A 21851-nucleotide genomic window follows, 5' to 3' on the forward strand; every position below is an offset into this window, starting at 1 on the left:
CCCACGCCATGATGACGAGCACACCAGTAACCAAGCAACAGCAGGCCGACGGACGCACCGTGCGCGAGGTCGTCGAGTTCAACCAGGAACTCGTGGGCGAGGTCTGGTGCCGGCGCGTGTTCCGCCAGATCCTGCAGTCGGTCGAACTGCAGTACGCGATGCAGATGCCGCACCGCCCCATCAGTCCCGACACCGTGCTGATCCTCGATTCCGGCGACCCGATGCTGCTGCCGGGGCCGGAGTCCGGCGCGCCGTGGACCGAAGCCGGCGACATGCACGATCTCGCCGCCGTCGTCCACTACGCCATCACCCGCGAAAATCCGCCGGCGGCCCCGCTGCTGGGCCGTGCGCCGGGCGGCTATAGCGACAGCTTCCTCGCGGCCGTGGACCGCTGCCTGGCGCCGGATCCGCAAGCGCGCCCCCAGAACATCGAACAATTACGCAACCTGCTCGGCATCGTTCCGCTCGGCCCGGCCGTGCCGGCGCAGTCCTTCGAGGCCTTCCAGGCGGCTTCTGCCCAAGCCGCGCCTGCCGCCGCCGAGCCAGAACCCGCTTTCCTGAAAGAGCCGGCGCCGGCCGCCGAGCGCGGGCGCCTGCAGCGCTGGCTGATGCTGGTCGCCGCAGCCACCGTGCTGCTCGGCGCGCTGGGCGCCCTGCTGGCCTTGCTGCACGGGGCCGATTCGCGCGATACGGTCACGCTGGCCTTGCCGGCCGACGAAGCGCCGGCCCAGCCTGCCCCGGCCGCGGTGGCAGCCACCCCGGCGCCGCCTGCGTCCGCGCCCGCTCTCCTGCCTGATGCACCGCCGCCCCTGGCGCTGGCGCCTGGACAGGCGCAGCCAACCATCCCGCCAACGCCCGCCATTGCCGCGGCCGATGCCCAGGCGTCGCGCCAGGCCCAGGCCGCGGCCGGCGCCGGCGCCACCTACAAACTCCTCATCAAGCCTTGGGCCACGATCGACGTCAACGGCGCCAAGCTCGGCGTGAGCCCGCCGCTCAAGCGGCTCACCCTGCCGCCGGGCCAGCACACCATCCGCATCGCCAACCCCAGCTTCCCCGAGCGCATCGTGACGGTGAACGCGGTCAAGGGCGGCGCGTCGGTCATCGAACTGGACTTTACCGAGGAGGATACCGAGTGACTACCCGCGCCCGATTGCAACCACACAGCCTGCGCGCCTGCGCCCTGCTCGCCCTGCTGGCCCTGGGCGGCTGCGCGGACCTGAATGCGTTGATGGGTGGACCCGATTCCGGGCGCTCCCGTCCGCGCGTGGACGAACGTTCGCGCGCCCGCAGCGACCGTGCCGACCGCACGGACCGTAACGAACGTCCCGAGCGTCCCGCCGCGCGCGCGGAAAAGCCGGCGCCCGACCGCGACGACAATGCGCTGCGCGAAGGAATCGCGCTGTACCACGATGGCGAATACAACGCCGCCATCAAACGGCTGAATTCGGGCGACATGAATGGCGGCTCGGTACGCAACCGTGTCAGCGCCCTGAAATACACCGCCTTCAGCTATTGCGTCACCGCCCGGCCGGTGCCCTGCCGCCAGGCCTTCGAGCGCGCCTTGCGCATCGATCCCTCGTTCGACCTCGCCCCGGGCGAACATGGCCACCCGCTGTGGGGACCGGTGTTTACCAAGGCGAAACAGGGCGCGGGCCGCTAGGGTGTGTCTGACTTAGTTCAGAGGAGCCATAACATAATTGTTGCCACGATCACAGATGGACGTTTGCGTGGGCGCCCTCGGCCTGGATGGGGCACGCAGACGGCGTCGAGTACCGGCCCGATCTGCGTTATGCCCCCCCTTTTTCTGCTGACGGCAACTTCTTCCGTGCCCCGGAAGCACCGCGGTGTGCCTTGACATGAGTGGCATCGAACGCGGCACCATCCCAATCGATCAGCCCGGCTTCATCGGCCGCCGCCTGCATGATCTTGAGCAGGCGCTGCCATTGCGTGACCACCGGACGAACCGGTCATAACAGGTCTGCCAAGGCACGTAACGGGGTGGAATGTCGCGCCAGGGCGCACCGGTTCTCAAACGCCACAAAATCCCATTGATCACATGCCGATGCTCGACATAAGCATGGCGATGGTGCGGACTGGGCGGCAGATGTGGCGCCAACTGACGCCACTGCTTTTCGGTTAGGTGAGTTCGGCTCATCGCCATCTGACCTTCCCTTTCTCGCTTCGTTCAGTCAGACACACCCTGGCTCTCTTGACCGCGGTCGGCCAGATCGAGAGCTTCGAGCAAGAACTCGACCAGAAAAGCATCCAAGCCGCGAGGCTTGAAGTCGAACTCGCTTCTCTCAAGGCGCTCAATGCCGAAACGGCCGCTGAACTCGAAAAGAAACTGAGAGCGGTTGAGCTAGTGAATCGACAACGCATCCGGGATGTGGGTGAGGTACTGGGTATGCGTAAGTTGCAACTCAGCGAACAGCCAGCAATCTAACCCTTCGTTCGAGCCGACAGCCACCGGCAAGCCGGCGTCTGCGGCTCAACTCAAACGTTGGGCCAACGAGCATCGTCTTTGTGTAATGCCTCGGCTGCGAAGTCTTCTGTGGGAATGCGTGGGGTTGGTAGCCATTAACGCGGTGGATGTAGGCCGTGCAGGTTGGTAGTTAGCCCAGAAAATACATCACAAAACAGACTAAGGAGAAAGATCATGGAAATGAAGCTTACAAAACTGTTTTTCCGTATTTTGGCAGTATGTTCTATGCTACTTGTTACTCTTTTCTTAGGGACAACACGTGCTCAGCCTGTATCTGACCATCCCCAACCCCAAACGCTTGATGATCAGTTCGCTGCTGTAGCGCAACAAGTCCCAGAGTTCGGCGGGATGTTTCTCAGTAGCGAAGGGTCAAGGCTTCAGGTCTACCTCACCACTGTCAGCCCAGGCAAGGTGGCGGCTGTTAAAACAGCCATAGTAAAAGTCTTTGGTCCTGACACCATACCGAGGGGCGGGATTGAGCCGAAGAGAAGCCGGTATGGATTCTCGCAACTCAGAGAATGGTACATTAAAATGGTGGGGGCTGTTTTGAAAATTCCCGGCGTTATATGGACTGATATCGATGAGGCAGACAACAAATTGGCAATCGGCGTAAGCCGGCACCAAGATATGGGACAGGTTCGAGATACGCTCCGTGGAATCGGTATCCCACCCAACGCAGCCAAAATCGAAGTGACCAGTGTCGTGCTTACGACGCACACGCTTCAGAACCAGTTTTTCCCAAAACAAGGCGGCAACCAGGTCGGCAAAAATACTGGTGGTTCCTGTACTTTGGGTTTCAATGCCTTTAGATCTCTCGTAAGGGGCTTTGTTACGAATTCACATTGTACGAATGTCACTTGGGCCGTCGACGGAGGAACCTTCTTTCAACCAACAACTGGTTATCCGCCGTCGATTGGTACTGAAATGGTGGATATACCAGGCTCTCCGTGCTCCCCACCTTTCCCTGTGGGTTCTGTATGCAGATGGAGTGACAGTGCCTTCATCCAATACGATCGCAACATTCTTCCTACCCCTTGGGACTTTGGGATGATTGCAAAAACAAATGGCATTACAACTGTATCTGCAACCCCCATTCTAACCGTCGACCATGTTACAGGGTCGGGCTGGAATATGGGTCCGGGGAGGTTTGCGTTTACCAGGCCGTCTTCTCAGCCATATCTGTCCGGCCTCCAGTTAAACAAGGTGGGCAGAACACTGGGATGGACGAATGGGAATATCATGAGCACTTGCGTAGATTATTCCGGATTATGGGGGTCCAATAGTGTCCTACGATGTCAGTATGCAGTTGGGAACCTAAGTAATGGGATAGTGAATTACGGCGATAGCGGCTCACCCGTTTTTCGGGTCAGCAATCTTGGCACACAGGAGGTTGAACTGTATGGAGTCCTTTGGGGGGGGCAGACCTCTAACCAGTATCCGCAAGACCCATCCCCTAGCTATGCTTTTAAGGCATTTTTGTTCAGCCCCATCACGAGCGTCCAGGCGGATCTGGGGTTGCTTGATACCCAGCTCTGCGCATGGACTGTGAGCTGGTGGGACGGCACGCAAGTCCAACCGAGTTTCGATAGCCGCAACTGTTTTGTGAGGAATGCACCGATCGGCTCAATGCCCTTTGTAGTTTTGACCACGAGGAAATATTACATTAAGGCGGCGTCTTCGGGTCCGCCGTGCCCCATCGGCATTCTCGACGCTACAAACGGAAGCTGCTACATGGGCACGGCGCCCCAAGGCACGTCCCCGTTCATCTGGCCCCCCACTGGGCTTCAACAGAACTTTTACTATGGCTACCAATAACGGACGGCGCCTGCCTGCGGCTTGCTGGCGCGACGCGATCTGCAGGCGAAAAAAAACGCTGCTCGAAGGCAGCGTTTTTTCTACAAGGCCGTTCGCTTAGTTGCGGACGACGCGCTTGTATTCGTTGGTGCGGGTGTCGATCTCGATGACGTCATCCTGGCTCACGAACAGCGGCACCATGACGATGTGCTGGTGGGCTTCGATGGCGTTCTCGATCTTGGCTTCCTTCAGGACGTTGCCCGAAGTGTTGCCCTTGACTGCCGGCTCCGAGTAGATGACCTGGCGCGCGATGGTGGTCGGCAGTTCGACCGAGATGGCCTTGCCGTCATAGAACACGGCTTCGCATTCCATACCGTCTTTCAGGTAGTGCAGTGCATCGCCCAGGTTCTCTTCTTCGATTTCGAACTGTTCGTAATCGGCGTCCATGAAGACGTACAGCGGGTCGGCGAAGTACGAATAGGTCACCGGCTTCTTGTCCAGCACGACCACGTCGAACTTGTCGTCGCCGCGGAACACGTTTTCCAGTGGCGCATTGGTCAGGAGATTCTTCATCTTCCACTTGTACGTGAAGCCCGTGCGGCTCGAACCGTTCACGTCCGAACGCAGCACGATGAACGGCTTGTCCTCGACCATAATGATGTTGCCAACACGAATTTCTTTAGCGGGTTTCATAGTAGTTTTGCGTAAAAAGTAAGTTGCATTAAATCAGCGATGGCCAAGGAGCGAAGCAGCTAAGGGCCTACGTTTGATCATGTGTATTTCGTTCCAGACTAACCGCGCATTATACCGGAATTTCCCCGTCCAACCTCAGTGAGCGGGCAAATTCAAGCAGGTTAGTCGTCAAATCGCCATGCGCCAGCACCTGGCGGCGCCATTCTCCTGCACGAACGGCAAGCTGCGGCAGCGCCGCGTGCAGATCCTGCCATGCGGCCGGCATCGACCCGATCGCGGCCGCGCCATTCCAGCCGAGCGCAAACGCGTCGAGCGCGCCGGGCCCGGCATAGCGTCCCAGGAAGGCGCGCAGCTTCTTGTGGTGCAAGTCCTCATCCTGCGGATAGATGTGCCAGACGAAAGGCCGGTCGGCCCATTGCGCGCGCACGAAGGAATCCTCCCCGCGCACGAAGTTCAGGTCGCAAGCCCACAGCAGGCGGTCGTAGTCTTCCTGGGGCACGAAGGGCAGCACGCGCAGCGTCAGCCTTCCCCGCGTCGCATGGCTGCCGGCGCGCGGCGTGGCGCCCAGAAAAGCGCCGACCGCCTCGACCGCCACGCCTTCCGGCACCAGGCAAGTAACCGGCTCGTCCCCCGACGCCCAGGCCTGGAGCAGCCCGGCCACCGGTGCATGCGGATAGCAGAACAGCGTCACCTTCAGGGCATCGAGCTCGTCCCTGGTGACGCCGAAGCCCGCAAGGAAGTTTGCCACGGCCTCGACATCGGCCTGGAAGGCTGCCCGTGCTTCGTCGAGTCCGGCTTCGTGCAGCAGGCCGCCGGTCTTCGCGGTAAAGCCGGGGAAGAAGAAATGCTTGGTCAGCTTCAGGCGCGGGTGCATCGACGGCAGGCGGTGGCAGCCTTCCACCCATTCTTCGGCCGTCAAGCCCTCCAGGTTGAACCATACCGGGCGCGGACTGCGCTGCGCCATCGCCGCGATATAGCCGGGTGGCAGGTCGACGGCGAAGAATTCGATCACGATGTCGGCCACCTCGCCCGGGGTGAAGCTCCCGTCCTGCCCGGCCCAGTGGCGCACCAGTACGCCCGCCACCTCCTGCTCGCCGGCCTCGACGTCGACGGTCGGGCAGATGCGGTGAAAGCTGCGCAGGTCGTCGACCCACAGCGTCACTTGCACGCCATGCTCGCGCCACAACTGGCGCGCCAGGCGCCAGCAGATGCCGATGTCGCCGAAATTATCGACGACCTTGCAGAAGATCGCCAGCGTGGACGGGGAATGCGGATGGGTGGGTGATACAGGCAGGCTCATGCGGGAAGGCGGTGGACGCGGCGAAGCGCCCTATTTTAACCGATTTCATCTGCGACTTTTTCTGCCGGGAAGCTTGCCGGGCTCAGGCGAGAAGCTCTCCTCGCCCCGGCCAAACGGTAGGACTTTCCGGTGCATTTGCAACCGTGAAGCGCAGGTCTTTTGCGCCATCACAAGCCGGGGCGTGATGGACGGATATGAGCCGGCCCAAGCCCAAACTTCACCATGGTGGCCTAGTCCAACGCCTACCTGCAGGGAGCCCGGCCGCGAAAAACCGGCCCCCTGCCCTCCATTCGCACGCTGCCCTTTCCAGTGCGCGGATGCCATGTCAGCAGCCGCCCCCCGCCGGTGCGTAAGGGCGCCGGCATCAGGCGCCTCGGCAGCCGGATGCCGTACCGGTATCGGCGGCCGCAACCACACGAAGGAGATCAACATGAATGAATATCAACAGTACGGCCTCGGTCAACAACTGGCTCCCCAGGGTTTCCTGGGCGGGATGTTCGGTGCACCGCTGGGTGGGATCATCGGCAAAGGCATCGGCGGCCTCTTCGGCAGCTCGAACCTGGGCGGCCGCATCGGCGAAATGGCGGGCGGCCTGGGCGGCGGCCTGCTGCCCTTCGGCGCCGACCCGGCCAGCGCAGCCTATGGCGGCCAGCCGCAGCAGCTGCAACAGCTCCAGCAGCTGCAACAACTGCAGCAATTGCAGCAGCTACAGCAACTGCAGCAGCAACAGCAACAGCAGCAACAGCAGCAACAGCAGCTGGCGCCGCAGGGCTTCGTGGGCAACCTGTTCAGCCAGTATGGCAAGCCGGCCGGCGGCCTGATCGCCAACCTGACCGGCAATTCCACCTTGGGCAATGCGATCGGCGCGGGCCTGTCGGGCCTGGGCGGACTGCTGCCCTTCGGCGCCGACCCACAGGGCGCCCAGCAGGCCCAGCATCCAATCGTCCAGCAACTGCAGCAACTGCAGGTCCAGCAGCAGCAATTGCAGCAAATCCTGCAGCAGGTCCAGCAACAGCAAGCCATCCTGCAGCAGCAGCTGGCAGCCGAACAGCAGCAGGGCCAGATCGCGCCGCAAGGCTGGTTCGGCAATGTGATCAAGCGCGTCGCCCAGCCTGTCGGCGGCTTCATCGGCGGCCAGCTGGGCAACCAGCAACTGGGCAATACCATCGGCGGCATGGCGGGCCAGCTGGGCGGCATGCTGCCGTTCTCGGCTGATCCATGGACGGCCTACGCGCAGCAGGCCCAGCTCGGGGCACAGCAGACCCTGCATTAATCCGCTTCTTCACCCGTGGCGCCTCCCGTTCGGGGGGCGTATTACCGAGGAGTTGCCCATGCCGAGTTCCACCAGCGGACCGCTGCCTGGCGGCGCATCCGGCCGTGCATCCGGCCGCTACATCGTGCGCGCCGCTGCCGACAACAGCGCGCTCACCACGTTCATCGACAGCCTCGGCGCCAATCCCGCTATCCGCCTGATCGACACGATCGGACCGAGCGCCGGGCCGCCGCATACCGCCGTGGTCGAGACCGACCCCGACACTGCCGAGCAGCTCCGGCAACACACCCATAACCAGTTAACGATCGAACCGGACCAGCCGCTGTCGCTGTTCGACTAGCGGGTCCTTACCGGTCAAAAGGAAACACCATGCCAAAAACTCCCCAAGGCGGAGCAGGCGAGCAGCCAGGGCAGCCGCCTGACGGCGCCACCGATACCCGTTCCGGCGCCGACGCCGCAGCCCCCTCCCGCCCCCGCGACGCCACCAGCGGCCGCGCCGTGGGCGAACGCAAGAAAAAATACCTGGTCGCGCCGCGCGCACTGCCCGGCGCCGGGGGATTCGCGCCCATGGCGCTCGGTTCGCTCGCCCGCGCGCTGGGGCCGGCGGCCGTCGAGCCGGCCCTCAGCCTGTCCTCGGTCCAGCAGGCGCTGCAGGGCCTGGGCGACATCGACATCGTCGATACCGTCGGCGTGCAAAGCGGCGCGCGCTCGGCCGGCATCGCCATGGCCGGCCTGGGCGCGGCCGGCGCGACCGGTGCGACCGAAGGCGTGCTGGTGGCGCGCATGACCGACCAGAAAGCGGGCGAGCTGCAGATGCGCGGCCAGGGCCGGCTGCTGGTCGAGCGCGACCAGCACCTGCAACTGCTCGACCCGATGCTGCAGCGTCCCGACCTCGTCACCTCGCTCACACCCTACAGCGGGCCGACGGCCGAAATTATCGTCGTCGTGCTCGGCAAAGACGGCGCGCCGCTGCTGGACGCCGAAGTCTCGCTGTTCGGCGGAGTGCTGCCGAGCTCGGGAACCAGCGGGGCGGACGGCACGGCGCGCCTGCGCTTGTATGGCGACGACCCGCACACCATCAGCGGCCTGTACGTCAAGCCGCGCGCCGACTACTGGAGCTTCTACCAGCGCGACCCCGACCTCAGCCTGGACGAAGCCAATGTCGTGGTGCTGCGCGCGCTGGCCGACTGGCCGGCCCTGCAGAACCTGCCGCGCCAGAGCACGCTCGGCTGGGGTGCGCGCGCCATGCGCCTGGACATGGTGCCCCCGCAATACGGCGGCATGGGCATCAAGATTGCCGTGATCGATTCGGGCGCCGCCACCACCCACGGCAACCTCACCCGCATCCGGGCCGGCTTCGACGTCATCAACAAGGCGACCAGCCGCAACACCTGGAACTCCGATACGCTGGGCCACGGCTCGCACTGCGCCGGCGTGATCGCCGCCAGCGACCCGGCCTGGGGCATCCGCGGCTTCGCGCCCGATGCCGAAATCCACGTGTGCAAGCTGTTCCCGGGCGGCCAGATCAGCCAACTGATCGACGCGCTCGAGTATTGCATCGAAAACCAGATCGACGTCGTCAACCTGAGCCTGGGCGGCGGCGCCCCGTCCGAGGCGCTGGAGCGCCAGATCGTGCGCGCCAAGCAGGCCGGGGTGGCCTGCATCGCGGCCTCGGGCAATTCCAGCGGACCGGTGCAATATCCGGCCGCCTCGCCCCACGTGCTGGCCGTGGGCGCGATCGGCAAGATCGATGAATTCCCGCCCGACAGCTACCATGCCGAGACGGTCGGCACCGACATCGACGCGCAAGGCTTCTTCACCGCGCGCTTCAGCTGCTTCGGGCCGCAGGTGGACGTGTGCGGGCCGGGCGTGGCCATCGTCTCGTCGGTGCCGCCGAATAATTTCGCCGCATGGGACGGCACCTCGATGGCGGCGCCCCACATCGCCGGACTGGCGGCGCTGGTGCTGGCGCACCGGGCCGACTTCCAGATGTTGCGCGCCCGTTCGCCCGAGCGGGTCGAGCGCCTGTTCCAGATCCTGCGGCTCAGCGCACGGCCGCTGACGCTTTCCGACCCGTCGCGGATCGGCTACGGCATGCCCGATGCGCTGGTGGCGCTCGGCCTGTCGCCGGGCGCGGGCCAGCAGGTCGGCAACTGGCAGGTGCCGGGCTACGGCATGGTGCCCGGAATCCTGGCGGGCGCAATGGGAGACAGCGCCAACTACCAAGCGGGTTTCGCCGCCCAGCAGGCGGCCGGGATGGCGGGCTTCCCGTTCGGCATGCCGTTGGGAGGGATTCGGCCGATGGGCTGGTGACAGAGCTGGCCGGGCCAGGTCCCGGTTCTACCCAATTTCAGTCGATGAGTGAGAACCGTAGGTTGGGCGGGAAACCGGCCCAACCTGTACGAGTGACGACCGTTCTCATGGCGAAGGCCGAAATTGCATTGCGCACCGCACGAAAAACTGGACGATCTTGCGCGACGCGCAAATCAGATGGAGGAAGATGGAAGAATTGCCTGCGGCGCAAACTGGCCGCGCAAATGAAAAACCGGAGCACCTATACGCGCATGCACGTTGGTCTGCTCCGGTCTTAACTGGCGTCCCCACGGGGATTCGAACCCCGGTACTCACCGTGAAAGGGTGATGTCCTAGGCCTCTAGACGATGGGGACCTAAAACTGTGCTTGCTGCTTTTACTACGATTTCCTGCGTGCCGCGCCGTGCTTCTGCGCTGGCTACCTGCCAAATTCTTGGCGTCCCCACGGGGATTCGAACCCCGGTACTCACCGTGAAAGGGTGATGTCCTAGGCCTCTAGACGATGGGGACCCTGGACTGCCGACTACTTTATTCTGCAACTTGGTGGAGGTAAGCGGGATCGAACCGCTGACCTCTTGCATGCCATGCAAGCGCTCTCCCAGCTGAGCTATACCCCCCAAGGGAACAACATTCTAACACACTGCATCTACTTCTACCAAGGCGTGCCGCTGGTTGCACGCTGCCAGAATCCTGGCGTCCCCACGGGGATTCGAACCCCGGTACTCACCGTGAAAGGGTGATGTCCTAGGCCTCTAGACGATGGGGACCTGGAACTACCAAACTACGACTACTTTACTGCTCACTACACTTCAGAAGTGGTGGAGGTAAGCGGGATCGAACCGCTGACCTCTTGCATGCCATGCAAGCGCTCTCCCAGCTGAGCTATACCCCCGCAGTGCTGAAGTGCGAGCATTATAGCGGGGGTTCTTGCATTACGCAAATACCGATTTTGCAGTCGAGGCCGGACTTACAAAACCTTCGCCACGCGCGCCAGGACGGCATCGCGCCCGAACAGCTCCAGCACCGCATCGATGGCCGGGGTCTGCAGCTGGCCGGTCACGATCAGGCGCAGCGGCATGGCGATCTGCGGCATCTTCAGGCCGTGCGCGCCCAGCACTTCCTTGAGCATGGCGCCCAAGGCCGCCTTGTTCCACTCGACGTCCTTGCAGCGCTCGGCGAATGCCCCCAATGCCGGGCGCACCGCGTCAAGCAGGTGCTGGGCCAGCAGGGCCGCATCCGGCTTCGGTTCGCGGTAGAACAGCATCGCCGCATCGGCCAGCTCGTTGATGGTGTGGACGCGGTCCTTCACCAGCGCCAGCACGCCCGGCAGCGCCGGGGCGCCGTCGAAGCGCGCACCCTCTACCTCGAGCACAGGGCGGACCAGGCTAGCCAGGCGTTCGTTGTCGGCCTGCTTGATGTAGTGGTTGTTCAGCCAGGCCAGCTTCTCCGGGTTGAACTGGGCAGCCGAGGCGGTCAGGTGCTCCAGGTTGAACCATTCAGTGAACTGCTCCATCGAGAAAATCTCGTCGTCGCCGTGGCTCCAGCCCAGGCGCGCCAGGTAGTTCAGCATCGCCTCCGGCAGATAGCCCTGGGCCGGGTATTCCATCACGCTGACCGCGCCGTGGCGCTTCGAGAGCTTCTGGCCGTCGGCGCCCAGGATCATCGGCAGGTGGCCGTACTGCGGCAGCTCGGCGCCGAGCGCGCGCAGGATGTTGATCTGGCGCGGCGTGTTGTTGACGTGGTCGTCGCCGCGCAGCACGTGGGTGATCTTCATGTCCCAGTCGTCCACCGCGACGCAGAAGTTATAGGTCGGGGTGCCGTCCGGGCGCGCGATGACGAGGTCGTCGAGTTCCTTGTTGGCGATGGTGATGCTGCCCTTGACCACGTCGACCCAGGTCACTTCGCCACCCTCCGGATTCTTGAAGCGCACCACCGGCTTGACGCCTTCCGGCACGGCCGGCAAAGTCTTGCCCGGCTCCGGGCGCCAGGTGCCGTCGTAGCGCGGCTTGTCGCCCGCGGCGCGCATGCGCTCGCGCATCGCTTCGACCTCGTCGGGCGAGCAGTAGCACAGGTAGGCCGTGCCCTCTTCCAGCATGGTCTTGACGACCTCGCGGTAGCGGTCCATGCGCTGCATCTGGTAGAACGGGCCTTCGTCGTGCGCCAGGCCGAGCCACTGCATGCCGTCAAGGATCGCCTGCACGGCTTCCGGGGTCGAGCGTTCCAGGTCGGTATCCTCGATGCGCAGGATGAAGGTGCCGCCGAAGTGGCGGGCAAAGGCCCAGGAATACAGCGCGGTGCGGGCGCCGCCAAGGTGGAGGTAGCCGGTCGGGCTGGGAGCAAAGCGGGTGCGGACGGTCATGGCGAAGATGCTTAAAAGGTAAAGAAGCTATTTTACCCCGCCGTCACCTGGGCGCCCCATGCTCCGCTCCTGGTGCGCGCCCTTTTCTTCCGGTCGCCGCCCTGCCCTGGCCTTCAGGCCGGCGTTGTTTGCCGCAGCACCGGCCGCGGCGCGGCGCCGGCGCGCTGCACCGCCGACACCAGCAGCCGCGCTGCGCGCCGGATCTGGCCGGGCGTATGCCGGGCCATCAGCTGCAGTCGCAGGCGCGCCGCGCCCAGCGGCACGCCGGGGAATTCCATCGGGTTGACGAAGACCTGCTCGCGCGCCAGCAGCATGCCGGCGATGCGCGTGGCCGACTCGAGGCCGGTCCACACCGGGACGATCGGCGACGGATCGCCAATACACTTGATCCCTTCGTCGGCCAGCAGCGCGCGCAGCTCCACGGCATTGCGCAGCACGTCCGCGCGCAGGCCGTCGCCTTCCGCGCTGCCGGCGATGCGCAGGCATTCGAGCACCGTGGCCGCCTGCACCGGCGACAGGGCGTTCGAGAACATGTGGGTGCCCGCGAACAGCTGCAGCTGGCGCCGCACGCTCTGCTGGTTGCAGGCGACGAAGCCGCCATTCGAGGCGAAGGTCTTGGAGAAGGCGCCCATCACGAGGTCGATTCTCCCCAGCATGCCCTGGGCGGCGATCGTCCCGCCGCCGCCCGGCCCCGTCGCGCCGAGGTCGTGGGCCACGTCCACCAGCAGCGTGGCGCCGTATTCGCGGCACAGGTATTGCATCAGCGGCAGGTCGGGACTGTCGGCATCCATGCTGAACAGGCCCTCGGTCACCACCAGGATGGCGCCATTGGTATCGACGGCGCGGATACCGGCCAGCAGCTCGCGCACATGGTCGCAGTCGAGGTGGCGGAAAGCCGCGACATTGCGGGTGGCCGCCGCCGCCCCCTGGCGCAGCGAAGCGTGCGCCAGGGCGTCGATCACCACGTGGTCGGCGCCGTGCACCAGGGCCGTGATGGCGCCGAAGGCCGCGCCCCAGCCGGTCGGGAACAGCACCACGTGCTCGCAGTGCAGCAGCTCGCCCAGCTTCGTTTCGAGCTCTCCCGTGTAGCGGCTGTTCCCCAGCAAGATCGCCGAACCGGCGCTGTGCGGCCCGCACTCGGCGAGCGCGCGCATGGCCGCGTCCTGGACCGCCGGGTGCGAGGCCAGCGACAAATAATCCTGCGACGCGAAATTGATGCCGCGCGCCGCCGCCAGGCCGTCGCCTTCGACCGTGGCCATGGCCGTGGGCGGGCCCTCGAGCTTGCGCGCGTAGGGCCAGACGCCGTGGCGCATGCGCAGCAGGCACCAATCGTCGAGCGGGCCGGAACGGCGCAGCAGGTCGGGGCCGCGCGGCTGGCGGTACAGGGCGACGCTGCCCCCGAGCGCGCCCGAGGCGGCCAGCAGGGACAGGTCATGCGCCGGGTCGGGCGGGGTCAAGGCAGGAATCGAATCTTGGATCGGGTCAATCAGCACGGCATCCTCCGGGATCTGATGGCAAATGGCTTCATGCGGGCACGAGGGGCGCTGCCTCGACCTGCTGCGCGAGCAGGGCCGCGACTTCGCCAGGGGGCAGCGGACGGGCGAACAGGTAACCCTGGGCGGCGTCGCAGCCCATGGCGCACAGGTCGGACAGCTGCTCGGCCGTCTCGACCGACTCGGCGATCACAGTCAGGCGCAGCCGGTGCGCCATCGAGACGATGGCTTCGGCAATCGCGTAGGAACGGCCGCGCCCCGCGCCGGCGCCCAGGCGGCGCACGAACAGACCGTCCATCTTGAGGATGTCGACGGGCAGCTCGGACAGGTAGTTCAGGCTCGAATAGCCGGTGCCGAAGTCGTCGATCGAGACGATCACCCCGGCCTGGCGCAGGCCGCTCATCAGCGCGCAGTTGGCGGCCAGGTCCTCGATCAGCATGCCTTCGGTGATTTCCAGGTCGAGGCAGCCGGCCGGCATGCCGGTCTCCGCCAGGATCGCCAGCACGCGCGCCGGCAGGCCGGGCTCCTTGAGCTGGCGCGCCGACAGGTTCACCGCGGTCTTGATCTCGGGCAGGCCGGCGGCGTGCCAGGCCCGGTTCTGCAGGCAGGCGGTGCGCAGCGCCCAGTCGCCGATCGGCACGATCATGCCGGTCTCCTCGGCCAGCGGGATGAAGCGGCCCGGGTCGATGCGCCCGTAGGTCGGATGCTGCCAGCGCAGCAGCGCCTCGACCCCGATGATGCGGCGATCGACCAGGTCGAACTGCGGCTGGTATTCCAGGAACAGCTGGCCCTGGGCCAGCGCGTCGCGCAGGCCGTTCTTCAGCGCCAGCCGCTCGCTCTGGGGCTGCACGGTGTCGCCCGAATACACCTGCACGCTGTTCTCGCCCCAGCCCTTGGCGCCGCGCATGGCGATGTCGGCGCGCTTGAGCAGCGCATCGAGGTCGCAGTCGGCCGCCGGGAACAGGGCCACGCCGACGGCCAGCGTGACGAAGCAGTCGCGCCCCGCCACCTGCAGCGGCATGCCGAAGCGGTCCAGAATCTTCTCGGCCACCACCTGGGCATCGGAGTCGAAATGCAGGTCTTCCACCAGAGCGATGAATTCGTCCCCGCCCCAGCGCGCCACGGTGTCGGAATCGCGCAGGCAGCGCCGGATGGCGGCGCCGGCCTGGGCCAGCAGCGCGTCGCCGGCCTCGTAGCCGAGTTCGTCGTTGATCTCCTTGAAGCGGTTGATATTCAGGAGCAGCAGCGCGATCAGGCGGCGGTTGCGGTTGGCGCGGGTCATGGCGTGGCGCAGGCGGTCGCGCAGCAGGCTGCGGTTGAGCAGGCCGGTAAGCTGGTCGCACTGAGCCCCATCGTGCAGGCGGGGCGTGTTGGCGGCCGCGGTGCTGCGCGCATTGCCCGGCTCCTGGCTTCTCCCCACCACCGGCATGCGCTCGTCGTCCCCGTGGCACTGCACCCGGTCGCGCCCGAGCGACTTGGCCACGTACAGCGCCTCGTCGGCGCGCGCGATGGCCTGGGCCGCCGCCTCGCCCAGCCGGTACTCGGCCACCCCGGCCGACACCGTCAGCGTGATCTCGCTGCCGTTGTCGATACAGCGCAGCGCGGCGATCGCCTTGCGGATGCGCTCGGCCAGCACCACCGCGTCCGGCGCCGGCGTCTCCGGCAGCATGAGCAGGAATTCCTCGCCGCCGTAGCGCCCGAAGGCGTCGGTGCCGCGGATCTGGGCCTGCACCGCCTTGGCGAAGCTGCGCAGCACCACGTCGCCCGCCGCATGGCCATAGGTGTCGTTGATGCGCTTGAAGAAGTCGATGTCGAACAGGCACAGGCAGAACGGGCGGCCGTTGCGGTCGCTCCGTTCCTTCTCGCGCTCGATCAGGCCCAGCAGGAAGCGGCGGTTATGGCTGCCCGTCAGCTCGTCGCGGATGGCCAGCTCGTTGATGGTCGCCAGGGCCTGCTGCAGCTTGACGAAACCTTCGGTCTTGGTCAGCTCGAACAGCAGCACGAACACCAGCACCACCACGTACAGCCCGATGTCGCAGACCAGGTGCAGCAGCGGCATGTCGACCTGCGGCGTGGCCGGCATCGCCACGCCGAAGGCGCCCATCGCCCAGATCGCGCCGCCCGCGGCGCAGCTCATGGCCAGCCAGAACACGCTGCTCCCCACGCCGCCGAGGAACATGGCCACCACCGGCGCCGTCACCAGCCAGCTGGCGGTGGGCGCGTGAATGCCGCCCAGATGCCAGGTCAGCCAGGTGAAATTGAAGAACAGCGCGCACAGGAACAGTTCGCGCGCGGCCACGATGCTGCCGCTGACGCGCAGCAGCGGCGGCGCCAGCAGCATGATGGCGCAGCAGGCCAGGATCTCGAAGGCCGCCAGCTCCAGGCCGAGCAGCCAGTAGGCCAGCGCATAGCCCGGCCCGGCGATGGCGGCCATCAGCGCCGCGTTGACGACGTTCTCGGCGCGCGCGAGCACGGCCGCCTCCTGCCGCAACTGGTCCGGTACGAACAGGTGGGCGGCGTCCAGGTAACGCCCGCGCCACCGCGGTCTGCTGTTCTCGCTCATCGCACTCCCATGCGGGTACGCTCTAAATATTGAGTGTAGGCATGGAAATATTGAGGAACTTTATTTTGAAGCAGATCTTGGCGGAAAACATCCGAGACCGGAGGGGAGAGGAAGCTGGCCGCCAACACAGTCCTGGCGCCGCTGTCCGGAAATAAATAAACAATTCAGTTTACTTATTCTGGCCTTCTGCTTACCATGCCCGAATATCAACACAGGGGACCTCATGCGACATGCTTTGCTGATCGGTAGCACCTGCCTGCTTGCGCTGCTGTCCACGATCGGCGCCTCGGTCGCCTATCCGCTGCTGCCGCCGCTGTTCGCCGGCGGAGCCCCGAATGGCCTGAATGCCTTCCTCGGACTGCCGCCCACGCTGCTGTTCGGCCTGGCGCTGATGATCAATCCGGTCGGCCTGCTGCTGGGCAGCGCCGTGCTCGGCCCCGTGTCCGACAGCCTCGGCCGGCGCCGCATGCTGCTGCTCACCTCTCTCGGCGCGGCGGCCGGGCACCTGGTGACCGCCTATGCGCTCCTGATCCAGTCCTACCCGCTTCTGATCGGCGCCCGCTTCTTCACCGGCCTGTTGGAAGGCAATGGCGCCATCCTGCGCGCGCTGCTGGCCGAACGCCTCGACGGCGCGCTGCGCAAGCACGCCCTGTCGTGGGTGAACGGCGCCTTCCACCTCGGATGGCTGGCCGGGCCGCTGCTGTCCGGGCTGAGTGCCGGCTACAGCCTCACCCTGCCCTTCCATATCGCCGCCGGCGGTCTGCTGCTGGGCGCCGTGCTCGCGGCACTGGCCTTGAGAACCGAATCGGCCGGCGCCGCCTCGCACAGCTGGTGGACCCTCGCCACCCGCCATCACGCCTTCACCCTGCTGCGCCATCGAGATTTGCGCAGCCTGTTCGCCGTCCACTTCAGCTATGCCTGCGGCGTCGCCGCCTTCTATGAATTCTTCCCGTTCTGGCTCGTCAAACTGGGCGGCATGGATGCCGCCGGCATCGCCTGGGTCAACATGGCCATGTGCGGGGTGATGACGGGCGCCGCGCTGTTTGCCGGGCGGGCCAGCGCCATGGATGCACGCCGGCGCGCGAGTCTCCAGGCAGCCGGCGTGGCGCTGGCGATCCTGTGCGTGGGCCTCGGGAGCCTGGGCGTCGGCATCGGCGCCATCGTCCTGTTCGGGCTGCCGCATGCTTTCTATAATGCGACCCTGCAGGGCTGGGCCGCCGACCAGTTCGCCGATCACGGCCACGGCGCGGTCATGGGCCTGTTGTCCACCACCTTTTGCCTGGCCAATATCGTGATGGCGCTGGCCGGCGCCTTGCTGGCACTGATCGACGTGCGCCTGGTGCTGGTCGCGGGCGCCTGCCTGGCCGGCTATGCGTCCATCGCGATGCGGCGCTGGAGCCGCACCACCATGGCAATGGAGGAGTTCGCATGAATACCGCGGAACAAACGCTGATGCTGCTGAAGACGCGCGGCCCGCAGACCGCGCATGGCCTGGCGGCGATCTTGAGCCTGACCTCGATGGCCGTGCGCAAGCAGCTGGAAGCGGCGCAAGCGAAGGGGCTGGTGAGCTACCGCGACACCCCGGGCAAGGTGGGCCGCCCGGTACGCCTGTGGCAGCTGACCGACCTGGGACACGCGCGCTTTCCCGACCGCCATGCGGCGTTGACGATCGACCTGATTGGGCAGGTGCGCAGCTTGTTCGGGGAAGCGGCGATCGACAAGATGATCGATGCGCGCGAAGTGGCCGCTGAGGCGGCCTACCGGGCGGCGATCGACCCGCAGGCGCCGCTGGCCCAGCGGGTCGCGACCCTTGCCGTGCTGCGCGAGGCGGAAGGCTATATGGCAGAAACGGAAGTAAAAGAAGACGGCAGCGTGCTGCTGGTCGAGAACCACTGCCCGATCTGCGCGGCGGCGCGCGCCTGCCAGAATTTCTGCCGCTCCGAGCTCGACGTGTTCCGGCGGGTGCTGGGGCCGGGCGTGCGCATCGAACGCATCGAACACCAGCTGGAAGGCGCCCGGCGCTGCGCCTACAGCATTGAAGCGGCGGGCGCTAACGAAACTTAATCGTTCTTGACGACGATGCTCGGAAACTTGCTGGTCATGTCCTTTGCCTTTTCGGCGACTTTCACGGCCACCTTGCGCGCGATTTCCTTGTAGACCGCGGCCACTGCGCCATCCGGATCGGCCACCACGGTCGGGCGGCCGGCATCGGTCTGTTCGCGGATCGACAAGGTCAATGGCAGCGCGCCCAGGAAGTCCACGCCGAAGTCGCGGCACATCTTCTCGCCGCCGCCCTGGCCGAAGATCGCCTCGGTATGGCCGCAGTTCGAGCAGATATGGGTGCTCATGTTCTCGACCACGCCGATGATCGGGATGCCGACCTTTTCGAACATCTTGAGGCCCTTGCGCGCGTCCAGCAGCGCGATGTCCTGCGGCGTGGTGACGATCACGGCGCCGGTGACCGGCACCTTCTGCGAAAGGGTGAGCTGGATGTCGCCGGTGCCAGGTGGCATGTCGACGATCAGGTAATCGAGGTCGCGCCAGTTGGTCTGCTCGAGCAGCTGCTGCAACGCGCCGGTGACCATGGGGCCGCGCCAGACCATCGGCTCGTCCGGGTCGATCATGAAGCCGATCGAGGACACCTGCACGCCGTGGTTCTCCAGCGGCTCCATGGTCTTGCCGTCCGTGCTTTCGGGCCGGCCGCTAATCCCGAGCATCATCGGCTGCGAAGGGCCGTAGATGTCCGCGTCCAGGATGCCGACGCTGGCGCCCTCGGCACTAAGCGCCAGCGCCAGGTTGACCGCGGTGGTCGACTTGCCGACCCCGCCCTTGCCCGAGGCAACCGCAATGATGTTCTTCACATTCGGCATGACCTTCAGGCCGCGCTGGACCGCGTGCGACAGGATCTTGCTATGGACACCGGCGCTCACGTTGCCCACGCCGGGCAGCGCCTTGACGGCTGCCACGACGCCGGCGCGGATCGATGCGACCTGGCTGGCGGCCGGGTAGCCCAGCTCCACGTCGAAGGCGACGTCGCTGCCTTCGACCTTGATGTTCTTGACCGACCTGGAAGAAACGAAATCCTTCCCCGTGTTCGGGTCGATCACTGCCGATAATGCCGCCTTGACGTCGTTCTCTGTGATGCTCATGTATTTCTCCAATGTGATGGCCCGAAGTGTAGCGCAAAATGCACGCCGCCCTCTTGCTGGAATGGCAAAACCACCCGATACCCACTGCGCGGCAAGGGCCATCCGCTGGTAAAATGCTTTTTTCCTAAAACCTAAAGCGCTTCGACCATGACCCGCAAGCTGTTCGTCACCACCGCCCTGCCCTACGCTAACGCTGCCTTCCACATCGGCCACATGATGGAATACATCCAGGCCGACATCTGGGTCCGGTTCCAGCGAATGCAGCGCGACAATGGGCAACAGCGCCAGGTGCACTTCGTCTGCGCCGACGATACCCACGGCACCCCGATCATGATCGCCGCCGAAAAGGAAGGCATCACGCCCCAGGAATTCGTCGCCAAGATCGCCGCCGGCCGCGCCCAGTACCTGGACGGCTTCCACATCGCCTTCGACAACTGGTATTCCACCGATTCGCCGGAAAACGTCGAGCTCTCGCAGGGCATCTACCGCAAGCTGCGCGACGCCGGCCTGATCGTCACCAAGACCGTCGACCGCTTCTACGACCCGGTCAAGGGCATGTTCCTGGCCGACCGCAACATCAAGGGCGAGTGCCCGACCTGCCACGCCAAGGACCAGTACGGCGACAACTGCGAAGTCTGCGGCGCCGCCTACCAGCCGACCGAGCTGATCAACCCGTTCTCGGTATTCACCGGCTCGACCCCGGTGCTGAAACCGTCGGAGCAGTATTTCTTCAAGCTGTCCGACCCGCGCTGCTTCGCCTTCCTCAAGGAATGGCTGAATACCCCGGGCCGCCTGCAGCCGGAAATGGTCAACAAGGTATCGGAATGGCTGGGCGAGTCCGGCGAGAAGCTGGCCGACTGGGACATTTCCCGTGACGCGCCGTATTTCGGCATCCCGATTCCCGATGCGCCGGGCAAGTTCTTCTATGTGTGGCTGGACGCGCCGGTCGGCTACCTGGCCTCGCTCAAGAACTATTTCGACAAAAAGGGGCTCGACTTCGAGGCCTTCCTGAACGATCCGCAAGCCGAGCAGGTGCACTTCATCGGCAAGGACATCGTCTCCTTCCACCTGCTGTTCTGGCCGGCGATGCTGAACTTTTCTAGCCACCCGATCATCGAGGGCCTGAAGGTGGCCGTGCACGGCCACCTGACCGTGAACAACGAAAAGATGTCCAAGTCGCGCGGCACCGGCATTTCGCCGCTGCGCTACCTGGAACTGGGCATGAACCCGGAATGGCTGCGCTATTACCTGGCCTTCAAGCTCAATGCCAAGGTCGAAGACCTGGACTTCAACGGCGAAGATTTCGTCGCCCGCGTGAATAGCGACCTGATCGGCAAGTACGTCAACATCGCCAGCCGCTGCGCCGGCTTCATCGCCAGGAAATTCGACGGCAAGCTGGCCGATACGCTCTCCGGCACCGCCAAGGAATGGATCTGCAAGGCCCTGATGCAGGACGGCGCCGAGCGCCAGGCGAATATTGCCGCCGCCTTCGAAGCGCGCGACTACGGCCGCGCGCTGCGCGAGATCATGGAGATCACCGACGTCGTCAACCAGTACGTGGACGAGCACAAGCCATGGCTGCTGGCCAAGGACGAGACCAAACTGGCCGAGCTGCACGACGTCTGCACCACCGCGCTGATCCTGTTCCGCCAGCTGACCATCATGCTCTCGCCGGTGCTGCCGCAGGTAGCAAACCGCGTCGCCGAATTCCTGGGCGACGGCGAACTGGCCTGGGGCGACACCCATGGCGCGGCCGTGTATGAAAGCATGCTGGGCCGCACCATCGGCGCGTACAGCCACCTGATGCAGCGCGTGGATGCGAAGATGGTCGAGAATCTGTTCGACAAGCCGGCTGCCGTTGCCGCGCCGGTCCCGGCTGCCGCGGCGGCCGAAGCCGCGGTGATGGAAACCGCTGCCGCCGGCGACATCGAGCCGCTGGCCCCGGAAATCTCGATCGACGATTTCCTGAAGGTCGACCTGCGCGTGGCCCGCATCGTCAACTGCGAGCACGTCGAAGGCGCCGGCAAGCTGCTGCGCCTGACCCTGGACGTGGGCGAAGGCCGCCACCGCAACGTGTTCTCCGGCATCAAGTCGGCCTACAAGCCGGAAGAGCTGGTCGGCAAGCTGACCGTCATGGTCGCCAACCTGGCGCCGCGCAAGATGAAGTTCGGCGTGTCCGAAGGCATGGTGCTGTGTGCATCAAGCGCGGACGAGAAAGCGAATCCGGGGCTGTATCTGCTCGATCCGATGGCTGGCGCGACGCCGGGCATGCGCATTCGCTGACTGGTTTCACATGAACCTGGGTCCCGGCGCATGCCCACTGCTGTCCGGAATAATTTGTAGGGAAATCGCTGAAAGGGTTGCAGGGAGTGGGTTACGGGCGTATACCCGAAGTCGCCAAACTTAAAACTCAAACCCTGCAACATGTTCAG

The 21851-nt window shown here is 65.1% G+C and carries 16 protein-coding genes, 5 tRNA genes and 1 pseudogene; 10 read left to right on the forward strand and 12 right to left on the reverse strand.

Going from position 1 to position 21851, the window contains the following annotated elements:
- Nucleotides 1–8: 8 nt before the first annotated feature.
- Both AC56LR_RS17315 and AC56LR_RS17320 read left to right on the forward strand, forming a co-directional pair.
- Nucleotides 9–1136: a serine/threonine-protein kinase gene (locus tag AC56LR_RS17315; RefSeq protein ID WP_497132063.1), complete on the forward strand. Its 1128-nt coding sequence runs from the start codon at nt 9–11 to the stop codon at nt 1134–1136.
- Nucleotides 1133–1660, forward strand: a complete 528-nt coding sequence (locus tag AC56LR_RS17320; protein ID WP_497132065.1) for a TssQ family T6SS-associated lipoprotein — start codon at nt 1133–1135, stop codon at nt 1658–1660. Before AC56LR_RS17315 ends, AC56LR_RS17320 begins: the two co-directional genes overlap by 4 nt.
- A gap of 47 nt (nt 1661–1707) precedes the next feature.
- On the opposite strand, the pseudogene AC56LR_RS17325 reads toward AC56LR_RS17320, so the two are convergent.
- A pseudogene (locus AC56LR_RS17325) lies at nt 1708–2155 on the reverse strand (IS5 family transposase); the annotation flags it as partial.
- A 54-nt stretch (nt 2156–2209) separates the two neighbouring features.
- On the opposite strand from AC56LR_RS17325, the gene AC56LR_RS17330 reads away from it, so the two are divergent.
- Nucleotides 2210–2443, forward strand: a complete 234-nt coding sequence (locus AC56LR_RS17330) for a hypothetical protein (protein WP_497132067.1) — start codon at nt 2210–2212, stop codon at nt 2441–2443.
- Between the two features lie 213 nt (nt 2444–2656).
- Complete coding sequence (locus AC56LR_RS17335; protein WP_497132069.1) at nt 2657–4297, forward strand: chymotrypsin family serine protease; 1641 nt, start codon at nt 2657–2659, stop codon at nt 4295–4297.
- Nucleotides 4298–4393: 96 nt separating this feature from the next.
- Here AC56LR_RS17335 and AC56LR_RS17340 read toward each other — a convergent pair whose 3' ends face one another.
- Nucleotides 4394–4969, reverse strand: coding sequence for an elongation factor P (locus AC56LR_RS17340; RefSeq protein WP_171081079.1), 576 nt, complete (start codon nt 4967–4969; stop codon nt 4394–4396).
- A 109-nt stretch (nt 4970–5078) separates the two neighbouring features.
- Entirely contained in the window at nt 5079–6269 is a 1191-nt protein-coding gene (gene earP / locus AC56LR_RS17345; RefSeq protein ID WP_497132071.1) for an elongation factor P maturation arginine rhamnosyltransferase EarP, read from the reverse strand.
- Nucleotides 6270–6699: 430 nt separating this feature from the next.
- Here earP and AC56LR_RS17350 point away from each other — a divergent pair, with 430 nt between their 5' ends.
- Genes AC56LR_RS17350 through AC56LR_RS17360 form a run of 3 tightly spaced genes read left to right on the forward strand, consistent with a single transcriptional unit; the run spans nt 6700 to nt 9855 of the window.
- Nucleotides 6700–7542 carry a hypothetical protein gene (locus AC56LR_RS17350; RefSeq protein WP_497132073.1) on the forward strand — a complete coding sequence of 281 codons (843 nt, stop codon included), beginning with the start codon at nt 6700–6702 and terminating at the stop codon, nt 7540–7542.
- 58 nt (nt 7543–7600) lie between these two features.
- A complete protein-coding gene (locus AC56LR_RS17355) occupies nt 7601–7882 on the forward strand; it encodes a hypothetical protein (RefSeq protein WP_497132075.1) in 282 nt (93 codons plus the stop codon).
- 29 nt (nt 7883–7911) lie between these two features.
- Nucleotides 7912–9855, forward strand: coding sequence for a S8 family serine peptidase (locus tag AC56LR_RS17360; protein WP_497132077.1), 1944 nt, complete (start codon nt 7912–7914; stop codon nt 9853–9855).
- A gap of 279 nt (nt 9856–10134) precedes the next feature.
- Here the strand turns inward: AC56LR_RS17360 and AC56LR_RS17365 are convergent.
- The 8 genes from AC56LR_RS17365 to AC56LR_RS17400 all read right to left on the reverse strand — a co-directional run bounded on the left by AC56LR_RS17365 (nt 10135) and on the right by AC56LR_RS17400 (nt 16270).
- A tRNA-Glu gene (locus AC56LR_RS17365) sits at nt 10135–10210 on the reverse strand.
- A gap of 79 nt (nt 10211–10289) precedes the next feature.
- Nucleotides 10290–10365, reverse strand: a tRNA-Glu gene (locus AC56LR_RS17370).
- A 31-nt stretch (nt 10366–10396) separates the two neighbouring features.
- Nucleotides 10397–10472 (reverse strand) — tRNA-Ala (locus AC56LR_RS17375).
- Between the two features lie 74 nt (nt 10473–10546).
- A tRNA-Glu gene (locus AC56LR_RS17380) sits at nt 10547–10622 on the reverse strand.
- 49 nt (nt 10623–10671) lie between these two features.
- Nucleotides 10672–10747: transfer RNA gene (locus AC56LR_RS17385), tRNA-Ala, on the reverse strand.
- Between the two features lie 75 nt (nt 10748–10822).
- Nucleotides 10823–12214 carry a glutamate--tRNA ligase gene (gene gltX / locus AC56LR_RS17390; protein WP_497132079.1) on the reverse strand — a complete coding sequence of 464 codons (1392 nt, stop codon included), beginning with the start codon at nt 12212–12214 and terminating at the stop codon, nt 10823–10825.
- A 113-nt stretch (nt 12215–12327) separates the two neighbouring features.
- Nucleotides 12328–13707, reverse strand: a complete 1380-nt coding sequence (locus tag AC56LR_RS17395) for an aminotransferase class I/II-fold pyridoxal phosphate-dependent enzyme (RefSeq protein ID WP_497132081.1) — start codon at nt 13705–13707, stop codon at nt 12328–12330.
- 31 nt (nt 13708–13738) lie between these two features.
- Nucleotides 13739–16270, reverse strand: a complete 2532-nt coding sequence (locus tag AC56LR_RS17400; protein WP_497132083.1) for a bifunctional diguanylate cyclase/phosphodiesterase — start codon at nt 16268–16270, stop codon at nt 13739–13741.
- A 223-nt stretch (nt 16271–16493) separates the two neighbouring features.
- On the opposite strand from AC56LR_RS17400, the gene AC56LR_RS17405 reads away from it, so the two are divergent.
- Both AC56LR_RS17405 and AC56LR_RS17410 read left to right on the forward strand, forming a co-directional pair.
- Nucleotides 16494–17702, forward strand: a complete 1209-nt coding sequence (locus AC56LR_RS17405) for an MFS transporter (protein WP_497132085.1) — start codon at nt 16494–16496, stop codon at nt 17700–17702.
- A complete protein-coding gene (locus tag AC56LR_RS17410) occupies nt 17699–18334 on the forward strand; it encodes a helix-turn-helix transcriptional regulator (protein WP_497132087.1) in 636 nt (211 codons plus the stop codon). Before AC56LR_RS17405 ends, AC56LR_RS17410 begins: the two co-directional genes overlap by 4 nt.
- On the opposite strand, the gene apbC is transcribed toward AC56LR_RS17410, so the two are convergent.
- Nucleotides 18331–19419 (reverse strand): iron-sulfur cluster carrier protein ApbC, encoded by a 1089-nt coding sequence (gene apbC, locus AC56LR_RS17415; protein WP_497132089.1) that lies wholly within the window; start codon nt 19417–19419, stop codon nt 18331–18333. The genes AC56LR_RS17410 and apbC overlap by 4 nt on opposite strands.
- 147 nt (nt 19420–19566) lie before the next feature.
- Between apbC and metG the strand changes: the two genes are divergently transcribed.
- Nucleotides 19567–21702 (forward strand): methionine--tRNA ligase, encoded by a 2136-nt coding sequence (gene metG, locus AC56LR_RS17420; RefSeq protein ID WP_497132091.1) that lies wholly within the window; start codon nt 19567–19569, stop codon nt 21700–21702.
- Nucleotides 21703–21851: the final 149 nt, after the last annotated feature.

Source organism: Telluria sp. ZT3P39 (assembly GCF_059685935.1).